The 13,181-nt window shown below is 61.5% G+C and carries 9 protein-coding genes and 1 riboswitch; of the genes, 4 read left to right on the forward strand and 5 right to left on the reverse strand.

The genetic code is table 11. The features are described from left to right. Positions 1–21 precede the first annotated feature (21 nt). From QRN54_RS32865 to QRN54_RS32875, 3 genes are all read right to left on the reverse strand, one after another. Complete coding sequence (locus QRN54_RS32865) at positions 22–1,389, reverse strand: NtaA/DmoA family FMN-dependent monooxygenase (RefSeq protein WP_047269826.1); 1,368 nt, start codon at positions 1,387–1,389, stop codon at positions 22–24. A gap of 20 nt (positions 1,390–1,409) precedes the next feature. Beyond that, a complete protein-coding gene (locus QRN54_RS32870) occupies positions 1,410–2,756 on the reverse strand; it encodes an LLM class flavin-dependent oxidoreductase (protein ID WP_285184010.1) in 1,347 nt (448 codons plus the stop codon). After that, a riboswitch (SAM riboswitch) is annotated at positions 2,739–2,852 on the reverse strand. (Overlaps the previous gene by 18 nt.) Before the next feature lie 78 nt (positions 2,853–2,930). Then, on the reverse strand, positions 2,931–3,836 hold the full coding sequence (locus QRN54_RS32875) for a phosphodiesterase (RefSeq protein ID WP_204856379.1): 906 nt from the start codon (positions 3,834–3,836) through the stop codon (positions 2,931–2,933). 339 nt (positions 3,837–4,175) lie between these two features. Between QRN54_RS32875 and QRN54_RS32880 the strand changes: the two genes are divergently transcribed. Next, positions 4,176–5,549, forward strand: coding sequence for a dicarboxylate/amino acid:cation symporter (locus tag QRN54_RS32880; protein WP_003940669.1), 1,374 nt, complete (start codon positions 4,176–4,178; stop codon positions 5,547–5,549). 172 nt (positions 5,550–5,721) lie between these two features. Further along, positions 5,722–6,081, forward strand: a complete 360-nt coding sequence (locus tag QRN54_RS32885) for an excalibur calcium-binding domain-containing protein (protein WP_003940648.1) — start codon at positions 5,722–5,724, stop codon at positions 6,079–6,081. 52 nt (positions 6,082–6,133) lie between these two features. Here QRN54_RS32885 and QRN54_RS32890 read toward each other — a convergent pair whose 3' ends face one another. Then, a complete protein-coding gene (locus QRN54_RS32890; RefSeq protein WP_285184011.1) occupies positions 6,134–7,261 on the reverse strand; it encodes an alpha/beta hydrolase in 1,128 nt (375 codons plus the stop codon). Between the two features lie 112 nt (positions 7,262–7,373). Between QRN54_RS32890 and QRN54_RS32895 the strand changes: the two genes are divergently transcribed. Then, positions 7,374–10,556 (forward strand): DEAD/DEAH box helicase, encoded by a 3,183-nt coding sequence (locus QRN54_RS32895; protein WP_285184012.1) that lies wholly within the window; start codon positions 7,374–7,376, stop codon positions 10,554–10,556. Positions 10,557–10,669: 113 nt separating this feature from the next. Continuing rightward, a complete protein-coding gene (locus QRN54_RS32900) occupies positions 10,670–11,245 on the forward strand; it encodes a TerD family protein (protein ID WP_003940660.1) in 576 nt (191 codons plus the stop codon). 81 nt (positions 11,246–11,326) lie between these two features. Here the strand turns inward: QRN54_RS32900 and QRN54_RS32905 are convergent, their stop codons facing one another. Then, positions 11,327–12,616, reverse strand: a complete 1,290-nt coding sequence (locus QRN54_RS32905; RefSeq protein WP_285184013.1) for an IS1096 element passenger TnpR family protein — start codon at positions 12,614–12,616, stop codon at positions 11,327–11,329. Positions 12,617–13,181 lie beyond the last annotated feature (565 nt).

Here is a 13,181-nt window from a genome sequence, read left to right on the forward strand (position 1 = left end):
GGCCCTTGCTACTTCGGTCGATCAGCGTGCTGTCACATGCTCCCGTTGCACCGGAATGGGCAGTCCGAGATTGTCACGCAACGTCGTTCCTTCGTAGTCACTGCGGAGGACACCTCGATCCTGCAACAGCGGCACCACGTCGTCGACGAACTCGTCGAGGCCGGTCGGCACGAGGTGCGACCCGAGGATGAATCCGTCCGAACCGTCGTTGCTGACAAACGAATCTATTTTCTCGGCAACCTGCTGCGGTGTACCCACGATCGGTCCACGCTCGAACTGATCGATCACCACTTCGCGCAGATTCAACTTCTTGCTCTCGGCGACCGCGCGCAGTTTTGCGACGGTCGCGAAACGATCTTGGTGAATGAAGGCGCGGCCCTGGATGATCGGCGGAGCCTCGGGATCCGGAGCGATATCGGGTAGTGGTCCTTCGGGGTCGTACTTCGACAGATCGAGATTCCAGATCTGTTCGAGCAGAACCAAAGCGGTCTGGCCGGTGACCTGCTGGTCGCGAATCTCTCGGTACTTCTCGATCGCATCTGCCTCCGAGGTGCCGAGAACAAAACTCGCCGACGGCAGGATCTTGATGTCGCCCGGGTCACGTCCGGCCGCAACGGCACGTGCTTTGATATCGCGATAGAAATCGGCCGCCTCGGGCAACTGACCGTACGGTGAGAAGATCGCGTCGGCATTGCCGGCAGCAAAATCGCGCCCCTGCGGCGACACCCCGGCCTGCAGAATAACCGGGCGCCCTTGCGGGCTACGCGGCACTGTGAATCGGCCGTTCACGTCGAAATGCGATCCATGAAAGACGAATTCACCGGCATCCGGTCGCGCGAGAAAGCGCCCTGATGCCTTGTCGGCCACGATGTCGTCGCTTCGCCACGAATCCCACAGTTCACGCACCAGCGCTACGGTCTCCTCCGCACGCTCGTATCGTTGCGCGCGGTCGAGGTATCCACCGCGGCGAAAGTTCTGGCCGGTGAATGCGTCGAACGAGGTGACGACGTTCCAGGCGGCACGCCCTCCGGACAACTGATCGAGCGTCGCGAATTGGCGGGCCAGTTCGTACGGCTCGTTGAACGTGGCATTGATAGTGCCGGCCAATCCGAGGTGTTCGGTTACCGCCGCCAACGATGCAAGGACCGTGAAGGTGTCCGGCCTACCGATGATGTCTTGGTCGAAAATCTGTCCCGCACGCTCACGAAGGGCGAGGCCTTCGGCGAGGAAGAAGAAGTCGAACTTCCCACGCTCGGCGGTTCGAGCGGTGTGCTCGAAAGAATCGAACTCTATCTGGCTGCCCGCCTGCGGATCCCACCACGCAGTGTGATGGTTGACGCCGCCGAGGTAGGCACCCAGGATGACCTGCTTACGCTTCTGAGAACTCATGAGAATCTATTCCTCGTCTGTCAGGCGGCCGGAGTACCGGCGGCGTAGCGGTTGGGAACGTCGATGGGTAGACCAAGGAGTCCGCGAAGATTCGCCTGCGGATATTCGGTGCGGAATACGTTGCGTCGCTGCAATTCAGGCACCAGCTCACCTGCGATGGCGTCGACGTCGTCCACGACAACGCCCGGCCGCAAACGGAAGCCGTCGATTCCCAACTGCTGCCACCGGAGAACAAGATCCGCCAACTCCGCAGCAGAGCCGGTGAAGGTCAGTGCGTCCGAACGGTATTCGGCGCCGGCCTGCGCGTCGAGGCGAGCGAGCCGTTCCTTTCCGGTTTCTTCCGGCGTATCGAAGAAGACGACGATGTCGGTGAAGACCCGAAGCGGTTCGCCGGTGCGCTGCACGTGTTCTTCGGCTGCTCGCACTTCACCCAGGATTGCCGTGACCTGCTCGTCGTCGAACGGCGTCACGAACACCAGATCGGCCGTCCGCGCCGCCAGCTCGTACGCGACCCGCTGATGAGCCAATGCGGTGACGACGGGATGCCCCTGCGGCGGGCGCGGAGTCACCGACGGTCCACGGACCGAGAGGTACTTTCCCTCGAAGTCGATGTAGTGCAGCTTGTCCCGGTCGATGAATCGGCGCTGCTCCACATCACGGATCTCGGCGTCGTCCTCCCAACTGTCCCAGAGTCTCCGGACGACGTCGGCTGCCTCCGCAGCTTCGTCGAACAGCGCGCGCACGAAGTCCGGGAGGACGCCTGAAACGATCAACTGACGGTCGGCATCGGTGAGCGCTGGGATGTCGCGACGCCCGAACTGTGCTGCCTCGGATTCCGACGCCGACACCTTCACCTGCCATCCGGCGCGACCGCGCGAGGTGTAGTCCAGCGTGGCAACGGCTTTAGACACGTGGAACGGTTCGGTGTGAATGGTGGTGATGGTCGGGATCAAGCCGATGTTGCTCGTGATCGGTGCCAGTCGGGCGGCCACGAGATGTGCGTCGAGCCGAGCGCGCACCCGGTCAACCGCGTCGTCGACAGGCTCGAGTGGGTTGGCCGGCACCGAGAGACTGTCCTCGATGGTGACGAAATCGAGCAGACCACGCTCGGCGGTCGACACCACGTCAGTCCAGTACGACGCGCTGAACAGCTCACTCGGGCGCGAGTGCGGCTCTCGCCAGGCCGCTGGGTGCCAACCGGCACCGTCCAGCGCTACGGCGAGATGCAGCGGAGCAAGATGAGAAGAAGGGGTCGAGGTCATCGGCGCATACTCCTGTTCGAGAACTACTCGGGAGCGCACAGTGCCGACCGCAGAAACCGTCAGCACCCGACTGACGGTTCTCGTGGCGACTGCCGCTTGCGACACGCACCGCGCGTATCGCCAGGTGTGATTCCGGGGCACCCCATCGGCATGAAGGGTTGCCGTCCAGCTAGCCGGTCCTTGTTGCTGGAGCTCTGCACCTACCTCGACGGTAGTGAGTACGCGACCGCCCGGCAATCACCCGGAACTGCGCGTGGGTGCCGGAAACCGCCTGCCACCTCAGATGATCGAGCGTGCCGCCTTTTCGCTCTCGAGGATTCGAATGCCGGCAGCACTGAGTCTCCGGGCACCCTCGGCCGCATCGACGGGCTCACCGACCGTCACGTGCGCACCGAGTGGAACGACCGAATGAACAATTGTCTCGTCGTACACGTGCACCAGATTGCACCCCTGAGCACCGTCACGACCACGCTGACCACCGACTTCCACGTTCAAGTCCTGGGTGTAACACGTCGACGACGCCACGGAAACCGGAATGCCGGCGAACGTCGCCGTCGTCGAATAGTGCAGATGCCCAGCAAGAATCGCTCGGACGTCGCTGCCACGCAAGACGTCCGCCAACCGGGACTGATCGCGCAACTCCACCAGAACCGCGAGATCCTGAATGCACGGAACCGGCGGATGATGCAGCGCCAGAATTGTTCCGTCGGGCGCCGGCACCGCCAATTCTGCTCGTAGCCAATCCAATTGACGATCCGAGATCTCACCGTAGTGGTGACCGGGAACCGACGAATCCAGGGTGATCACCCGCAGTCCGTCAAGGTCGTAGACGTTGTCGACGGGATCATCGGTGGCGTCCTCGCCCAACAGCAGAGATCTGAACGTAGGGCGGTCGTCGTGGTTGCCCATCGCCCAGACGACCTGCGCATCGATCTCGGCCGCCACGGGTTCCACGATGGCTTTCAATTCCGCGTATGCGTCGGGGTGTCCCTGGTCGGTCAGGTCGCCGGTGAATATCAGTGCATCCGGGCGTGCGCCCGAGGCCACGATCCCGCTGAGCACTTCCCGCAATCTCGTCGACGCATCCACGGCGTCGTACAACTCCCCCTGAGCCACCAGATGCGTGTCACTGAGGTGCACCAGGAAATGCTTCGGACGCGGGTACTCGGCATTCCGAACGCTCATCGGTCTCTCGCTTCCGCTTGCCGACGCGTAGGCGCCGGTGCGGCACCTACTGATCGTCGAGACTAGTCAACCGACCAACAGTGACTGATCGGGGCACACCCGACGAACACGAAGCGAACTCCCGCGGCGACCCTCGGGATCGAGTAGTTGAAGCTGCGAGTAGTGTGTGGACAGTGTTGTTCCTGACCAGTCGGCGTTACGTCGACCTTCGCCTGCAGGCGAGCGCAATGTGTACGCGCTCGCTCTGACCTGACGCGTACCAGGAAACATTTCTTCGAATCTGCCCGGCCTCTGGTGCCGCGCTGCGTTTCGCTCCCTTGATTTTCGAAAGGCATAGTCATGCCCAGCTCCACCTCCACCGGCGTGCCGGAAAAGTCCACGTCCCGTTTTCCGTCCTGGGCGACGGCATTCGGACCGCAGATCGTCGCCGGTCTCGTACTCGGTGTCATCATCGGTCTCGTCGCCCGGGCAATGCCTGATGCGGCCGACGGCAATGTCAACTGGTTGGTCGGCACCGTGCAGACCATCGGTTCGAGTTACGTCAAGCTGCTCACCGTTGCGGTGATCCCGCTGGTGTTCACCGCCATTGTCAGCTCCATCGCCAATCTGCGCCAGGTCGCCAACGCCGCTCGTCTGGCTGTGCAGACCTTGCTCTGGTTCGCGATCACCGCTTTCATCGCTGTGATCATCGGCATCATCGTCGGCCTGATCACCGATCCCGGTTCACGGACCGACGTCGCCGCCGAAGCCGCGAAGGAACCCAAGAGTTCCGGCTCGTGGTGGGCGTTCATCACCGGACTGGTTCCGAACAACTTCCTGGGGTTGGGTGCAAAGACTTCCGTCGCCGAAGGCGTGGCGACTACATCGCTGAGCTTCAACGTCCTGCAACTGCTCGTCATCGCCGGCGCAATCGGCATTGCTGCACTCAAGATCGGTCCCAAGGCTGCTCCGTTCCTCGAGTTCAACGCATCGCTTCTCGCGATCGTTCAGAAGGTCCTGTGGTGGATCATCCGACTCGCCCCGATCGGCACCGCTGCGCTGATCGCCAACGCTGTCGCCACCTACGGCTGGGATGCAATCGGCTCGCTGGGCGTCTTCACCGCCGCCATCTACATCGGTCTGGCCATTGTCTTCTTCGTGGTCTACCCCATCCTGATTGCCGCACACGGTCTCTCGGTTCGAAGCTTCTTCTCCGGTGTCTGGCCCGCAACTCAACTCGGGTTCGTCTCGCGCTCGTCGATCGGCACCCTGCCGCTGACCGAACGCGTCACCGAACGCAACCTCGGTGTTCCGCGTGAGTACGCCTCGTTCGCCGTTCCGCTCGGTGCCACCACGAAGATGGACGGTTGCGCCGCAATCTATCCCGCGATCGCGGCAATCTTCGTCGCCGGCTTCTACGACGTTCCGCTGACCTTCACCGATTACCTGCTGATCGTCGTCGTTTCGGTCATCGGCTCGGCAGCAACGGCCGGAACTACGGGTGCGACAGTCATGCTCACACTCACACTCTCCACCCTGGGTCTTCCCTTGGCCGGCGTCGGACTGCTCCTCGCAGTCGAACCGATCGTCGACATGGGCCGCACCGCAGTCAACGTCACTGGCCAGGCACTGGTCCCGGTCATCGTCGCAAAGCGTGAGGGAATCCTCGACAAGGAGCGCTTCGACGCTCCCCGCAACGGTGATCCCTTCGCCGAGGAACTTGTCGACGCGTAATCCTCGATGACAACAGCAGCGTCCCCGCACCTGAGCAATACGGTGCGGGGACGCTGCTTTTCACCCCAGATTTCACCCTTACCGAAATAAACCATTTGGTCGTTATGACCAGTATGCTCAGCCGGCACAGCCCTCAGAAGTGGAAGGGCTGCCCAGTTGAACACGAGGTCACATGAAGCTCCGCCGTCTGGCATTCAGCGTCGCAGGTTGCGCCGCAATCACTCTGGTTGCCGCACCCGCCGCTCAGGCATCCACGGTTTTCGATTTCCTACCGATCGAGATCGCACGCATGATTCCGACTGGCTCTGCCGACGCAGTCCAGCCGTTCCTTCCCCCGGTCTTCGCACCGCCGGCGCCGCCCGCTCCGCAAGCGCCCCAGAACCAGCCGGCGCCGCAGAACACTCCCGCACCAGCGCGGTACTACCAGAACTGCACAGCCGTTCGTAATGCCGGCGCAGCTCCGTTGTACCGGGGCCAGAACGGATACGCCCCGCATCTCGACCGGGACAACGACGGCATCGCCTGCGAGTGATCCAACGCTCGGGTTGTGGTGCATCCACAACCCGAGCACTGTTGTCGAACCGTCAGACGCCCAATGCTCGGGACAGAGTCGGCCACGCCTTCGGCAGTCGTTCACGCCAATACGCCCACGCGTGCGTGCCGTTCGGCTCGTAATCCACCTGCGCCGGAATCTTCAGCTCCTGCAACCGAGCGTCGAACATCTTGGTGCAGGCGTGGGCGGCAACCTCGATGCCGCCGCCGATCACCAGACGCTCGAGCAGTTCAGGAGTCTGCAGAGTCTCGTCGGACCCGGGACGACCATTGGCCGTCGACACGTAGATTTCCTTGCCACGCAACTTCTCTGCGTTGATCAACGAATCGTGTGCCTCCCACTCCGGGCCCCCTGGCACACCCCAGATCTTGGCCGGATCTCCACTTCGAGACGATATCGTGGCCTGGACGGCAGTTCGGCCGAGCGGATCCATCGTGGAATAGCAGCCGCTGAACACGGCAACGCCGCGGTACATGTCCGGAAAGCGTTGGGCGAGCATCATTGCGCCCATCGCGCCCATGGAATTGCCGGCAATCGCGTTGATTCCGTTGGTCTCGAGTCGCGCGTCGATCAGCGGTGGCAACTCCTCGGTGATGAAGGTTTCCCACTTGTGCAGTCCCAGCCGCGGATCCGGATTCTCCCAGTCCGAGTACAGGCTCGCGATTCCGCCATTGAGCATCACGACGTTGACGTTCTTGTCGGCGAAGAACGCCGGGGCGCCGCCGATCGTCATCCATCCGCTGCTTTTCTCTCCGGCGTCGACACCCTCGAGCATGTACAGCGCTGGGCGCGGAACCGAATTGTCAGCGGGTAACAAAATCTCGACGCCGACCTCGCGTCGAAGTGCGGGCGACGCCACCGTCAGCCTGATCGCCTGTGGTGCGGTCACCTTCTCGCCGACGATGGCCGGGACGACGATGTCGTCGCGCAGGTCCGGTTTGGGGCCCGGATCCTCCTGAAGTGGTCCCGGGATCGTCGACCCCGAGCTCACGCTTCCCTCGACGCTGCCCAGACTTCCCGAGCTTCCCGAACTACCCGAGCTTCCGGAACTCGGCGCTGCCGTCGACAGTCCGCCCAATTGCAAAGAAAGTGCACAGACGGCCAAACACACCGCACCTGTGCGCGCAGATCGAATCCACGCACGCCGCTCAGTCCTCATGAAACTCCCAAACCAGTCAAAGATGTTTCCGTGAACATACCGTGCAGTTCGGACTTTCTTGGACAAACGACCACGACAAGATCTGTCGGTCGCCGCTACTAGGCTGGCCCCCGTGCAACCGGATTCAGTCAGGGCCCTCGACCTCGACCGAATTCGCGCTGTCGTGGGCACAACCACCTACGAACGCGGACTTGTCTACCTGCGGCAGAATGCAGTCGAATCCATCGGATGGAACGACACCGCTGACACCTTGACCGGCGCTGTATCGGGAACTGCGCGAGAGCCGTACACCTGCACGATTTCGTTAAGTCGCAGCGCGGCCGGTACAGCAACGTTCACGCGTGGCATCTGCACGTGTCCCGTGCGGATGAACTGCAAACACGTGGTCGCGTTGGTACTCGCAGCGGTGGCCGAGGCGAACACGACGCCACGACAACTCGGATGGGACCGCGCGCTCGAGGAGTTGCTCCGACCAGACCCCGACGGCCGCACAACTCCCGGACTCGGCATTCAATTCATCGCGCGAACCAAAGGCGCATCGACACGGCTCCTCGTCAAACCAGTGCAACCAGGAGCGAGAGGGTGGATCTCCGGCGGACTCGCCTGGAACAAACTCGGAAGCACTTTTCAGTTCCCCGCAGATCACCTCCGGGTTCTACGCGACATACATCTCCTCCACAGCGCCGGCAACTACTACCGAAATCAAAATGCCGCGGAAATCGATCTTGCCGGGTTCGCGAGCCCGCAACTCTGGTCGCTTCTTCGTGAGGCCATCAGCGTCGGAGTTTCACTCGTTCACTCGAAAGCCGGCCTCGGCAACATCTCCCTACTCTACGACGCCAACATCTGCCTCGACGTCCACGGAGCGGAAGACAACAACCTCCGTCTCACTCCCCGAATTCAGACCGATGGGCACATCGTGACTCATTCCGACTGGGGACTGGTCGGCACGCCGGCACATGGCGTCTTCGCGCTCGACGCCGCCAACGCGATCACTCTCGCACCACTGCACACGCCGATAACTCACCAATTGAGGCAGTTGATCGACTCCGGAAAATCGGTCGACATACCCGCCGAGCATCGGGATGCATTCACGTCGCGGTTCGTGTTCAAACTCGGAAACCTCGCTCCCGTCATATCTTCCGACGGTGCTTACAACCCACCGACTGTGTCCGGTCCTCGGCTACAACTGATGGCCACTTACGCGGACAACCACCGCATCGACATCGAATCGGCATGGAAGTACACCGTCGATGCCGACGAACTGATCATTTCTACCGCAGACACAACCACCGACGAGTCCGAGATCCGCAACCACGTTGCCGAAGATGCCATTGCCAAGAGCCTCGGTGCGGCCGCGGCGAAGGCCACTCTCGCGGGAACTTTGACCGGCCTCGATTCCATGCAGTTCACACTCGACCTCCTGCCCCAACTCGAAGCGCACGACGCCATCGACCTCAAGGTTGCAGGAACCCCTGCCGACTACCGGCCTGCAGACGACGCTGTCGTGATCGGCCTCAGCACATCAGCCCCCGACGGGGACAGCGGATCCGACTGGTTCGACCTCGATGTCACCGTCGATGTTGCGGGACAAAGCGTTCCGTTCACAACACTGTTCTCTGCTCTGAGCAAGGGCGAGACTCACATACTGCTACCGGACGGCGCCTTCTTTCGGCTCGACGCACCTGAACTACTCGGCCTGCACCGTCTCATCACCGAAGCGCGGTCGCTACTCGATCGGCCTACCGGCAAACTCGGGATCAGCAAATTTCAGGCCGGACTGTGGGAAGAATTGACGGCGCTCGGAAGAGTCGAACATCAAGCAGCAGCATGGAAGAAGCAGATCGCAGGATTGCTCGGCAGTTCGGGCATCGATCCCGTCGAAGTCCCGGACACGTTGACGGCAACGCTACGTCCCTATCAGGTCGACGGATTCCGTTGGCTCAATTTCTTGCGCCAGCACAGCCTGGGCGGCATACTCGCCGACGACATGGGCCTGGGCAAGACACTGCAGACCCTCGCAATGATCTGCGCTGCAAGGCAATCGAATCCAGCCGCGCCTCCCTTTCTGATCGTCGCTCCCACCAGCGTGGTCTCCAACTGGAAGTCCGAAGTGGCGAAGTTCGCACCGACCCTCCACACCGCTGTCATCACGGATACTCTGCGGCGCAGAAGAACCGACCTGGCAACACTCGTCGACGGGGCGGATATCGTCGTGACGTCGTACGCTCTCTTTCGCCTCGACACCGATGCGTATTCCGCCGGCCGCTGGTCCGGACTGGTGCTCGACGAAGCCCAATTCGCCAAGAACCACAAGTCCAAGGTCCACCAGTGCGCGAGGGCGGTGAACGCACCGTTCAAACTCGCGATCACCGGTACACCCATGGAAAACAATCTCATGGAGTTGTGGTCGCTCCTCGCAATCACTGCACCAGGACTGTTTCCCAGCCCCACGACCTTCACCGACGTCTACCGCACTCCCATCGAAAAAGACGGTAATGCAGAACGATTGGCGCAACTGCGACGACGCGTCAAACCGCTGATGGTGCGGCGCACCAAGGAACAGGTGGCTGCAGACTTGCCGCCCAAGCAGGAGCAGGTACTCGAGATCGAGTTGCATCCGAGCCATCGCGCGATATACGACACCCACCTGCAACGCGAACGGCAGAAGATTCTCGGACTGCTCGACGACGTCGACAAGAACCGATTCACGATCCTGCAATCGCTGACGCTGCTACGCCAACTCAGTCTCGACGTCTCGCTGGTCGACGAGGAAAGCGGACCCGTCCCATCGGCCAAGGTCGACGCTCTCGTCGAGCAATTGGACGACGTCATTGCCGGCGGACACCGTGCGTTGATCTTCAGCCAATTCACCGGGTTCCTCGGTTCTGTCCGCAACCGACTCGACGAGGAAAGAATCCCGTACAGCTATCTCGACGGTTCGACGCGCAATCGCGGTGAAGTGTTGGAGGAGTTCAAGTCTGGTGCAGTCCCCGTCTTCCTGATCAGCCTCAAGGCTGGTGGCTTCGGCCTCAATCTCACCGAGGCCGACTACTGCTTCATTCTCGACCCCTGGTGGAACCCGGCCGCCGAGGCACAAGCGGTCGACCGTACTCACCGCATCGGGCAGACACGAAACGTCATGGTCTACCGCCTCATTGCCAAAGACACCATCGAAGAGAAGGTCATGGCGCTCAAAGCCAAGAAGTCGGCATTGTTCTCGAATGTCATGGACGCCGAAGGCACACTGGGCACCGGACTCGACGCCGAGGATCTTCGCGCGCTGTTCGAGTGAGGTGCCTATTCGGTCGAACCGCACCTACCCGCTCACGGTAATGTGAGTCGCGAACGGACAACACAGAACTCCCGAACGAAGAAATCCACTTCGTTCGAACGAGAGGAACCTGAATGGGCGTCACACTTGCCAAGGGCGGCAACGTATCTCTGTCGAAGGCCGCACCCAATCTGACCAAGGTCGCAGTCGGTCTCGGCTGGGATGCACGCAGCACCAGTGGTGCCGACTTCGACCTCGACGCCAGCGCGTTGGTCACCGGCCCGGAACGCAAGGTCCTTTCCGACCTTCACTTCGTCTTCTACAACAACCTTCGCTCGCCCGACGGATCCATCGAGCACACCGGCGACAACCTCACCGGTGAAGGTGACGGCGACGACGAGGTCATCAACGTCGACCTCCCGGCTGTACCGCCCAACGTCACCAACATCTTCTTCCCCGTCTCGATTCACGACGCCGATGCGCGACTCCAGTCCTTCGGACAGGTCACCAACGCCTACATCCGCGTCGTAGATCTGTCGAACGGCTCCGAACTGGCACGCTACGACCTCTCCGAAGATGCATCCACCGAGACAGCCATGCTTTTCGGTGAGCTCTACCGCCACAATGGCGAATGGAAGTTCCGTGCAGTCGGACAGGGATACGCATCGGGACTAGCCGGAATCGCCCGCGACTACGGCGTGAACATCTGATCTCTATCGGTACACGAAACGGGGTTCGATTCGGCATTGCCGGATCGAACCCCGTTTCGGTTGTCTGCGTCGACGCGCGAGTTAACGCCGCAGGATCGCCCTCGCGAGGTGAACAGCCCAGGGCGGGTCCGCTTTGCTGCCGAACTTCCCCAACTCGTACCCCGTAGCGCCGATCAATCCGAGCACCTCTACGGTGCTCCCGGACGTGTCACGTCTGGAAGTCTGAGCTCCAGCCATCAGGATGCTCGACGACCGAATCGACTCCAGCGCTCCCGCGACGAAACGATGACGATCCGCCGGCGACATGCCGGCGGCTACGGCAAGGAGGACGAGGAGTTCCACCGCTCTCTGCGAGCCGCCGGGCGCAACCGGAACTCCCTCGACGATCACCGACCACGTCATTGACGCGTCCCGCTCTGCCGACTGTCCCCGCTTCGTCAGAACAATCTGCCCTTTGTGCTTTCGCACCAGGCCGAACTTCTTGAGCACTGCGAAGAGTGATCGCCCTTGGGGAAGGTTTACAGGTCCCAGTTCAGGTTCGTCGAGCATCGCGTCGACCGTCGTGAAGAAATCATCGGCACCGATCCCTTCGACACCGATCAGAGCCAGAACCGCTTGAATGCGTTGGCCCGCCTCGACGTGGACCAACTCCCCGATTGCCGACTGATCGTCAATGCCTGCTCGGGCGAGGACCGCGTGCAGTTCCGGGACTCGCGAGGGTCCCAGGCATTCGACGAGCTTTGCAATGTCGTACGACGCAGCGATCTCGTCCGGTCTAGGACTATGCAGTCGATTATTGACCTCAGCGATCTCGAATCGTGTCGGCTCGAATTCAGTTTGTGGCCATTCGAGGGTCCATTCATGGGAGCGCAGCTTCTCCGAAGCGAGAACACCGAGGAGTTGCTCGTACTCGTCAGGTCCGACACATTCCTCCGGCGGACAAGCACCGCGACCCGCGGCACACACAACTTGGAACCCGTCGGGCAGTACTTCGGAAGATTCAAGTGTCAGCGTGTGGCGCCAGTTCCCGAAGCGTCCGTAGCGATAACTGATTTCATCGCCAGGCGAGACCATGACCTCGTCCAGGCGTACCGCGGACTCTACGATCGCCGCTCGGCCGGCCCGACGCTGCTCGGCGTTGCTCCCGGAAGCTACGTACTCTTCGACCTCGCCGGGAAATCGGCTGCCGGACTTGGACCACGCGTGCGATTGACGGTCACTCCACCCCATTGCCCGTTGAACCACCGAATGCAGGTCATCCAGATTCAGATCCGACGCGACGAGGATTCGTCGCCAGATCTGAGTGGAAACATTGTCGACACTGATGCGTATCGCGTATTGCGCCGGTACCGCGCGTCTCTTCGAACGCAACGATCGCGCAATCTGAATGCCCCCACGCCCTCCGCCAGCTTCTTGTACAAACCTTTGCAGTTCTTCAGGTTCCGTCGGAACGAGTCGCAAATGCGACACCCTCGAGCTGCTCAACCCCACCATGAGACTCAGCCTAGGCCAAAGTGCTAGGGACGAAGGCACAAAATCGGAGAGTACTTCGGACTTATGAGACGGTTCACAATCTATACCTTGGCTAACAAGTCGCTACGTGCGTCGGCGGCGGCATCTTCCTCGCCCAATTCCTGCCCTGATGGTGAACGTACCGTTCCCCTCGCCTAAGAGGGTGAGCGTGTCGTTCACTCGATCCCGGACGCGGTGGTGAGCCCACTGTGCTCCCGCCCCTGATGGTGTGAACGGTACGTTCGGTCGATCTGAGGCGACGAACGTACCGTTCACTCGATCAGAGGGTGCCGGCGACGGGATGTTTCGGGGTGTTTTGGGTACGAGAAAGCCCCCCAACCAGTACTGGTTGGGGGGCTTCTCTACATTGTGTTCGGCGGTGTCCTACTCTCCCACACCCTGTCGAGTGCAGTACCATCGGCGC

It is taken from the genome of Rhodococcus sp. MEB032 (assembly GCF_030208925.1).
In the GTDB taxonomy this organism is placed as follows: domain Bacteria; phylum Actinomycetota; class Actinomycetes; order Mycobacteriales; family Mycobacteriaceae; genus Rhodococcus_F; species Rhodococcus_F qingshengii.

Coding starts and splice junctions, on each gene's coding strand:
- QRN54_RS32875 (WP_204856379.1), bottom strand. CDS start 3,836: ATGAGCGTTCGGAATGCCGAGTACCCGCGTCCGAAGCATTTCCTGGTG.
- QRN54_RS32890 (WP_285184011.1), bottom strand. CDS start 7,261: ATGAGGACTGAGCGGCGTGCGTGGATTCGATCTGCGCGCACAGGTGCG.
- QRN54_RS32885 (WP_003940648.1), top strand. CDS start 5,722: ATGAAGCTCCGCCGTCTGGCATTCAGCGTCGCAGGTTGCGCCGCAATC.
- QRN54_RS32900 (WP_003940660.1), top strand. CDS start 10,670: ATGGGCGTCACACTTGCCAAGGGCGGCAACGTATCTCTGTCGAAGGCC.
- QRN54_RS32865 (WP_047269826.1), bottom strand. CDS start 1,389: ATGAGTTCTCAGAAGCGTAAGCAGGTCATCCTGGGTGCCTACCTCGGC.
- QRN54_RS32880 (WP_003940669.1), top strand. CDS start 4,176: ATGCCCAGCTCCACCTCCACCGGCGTGCCGGAAAAGTCCACGTCCCGT.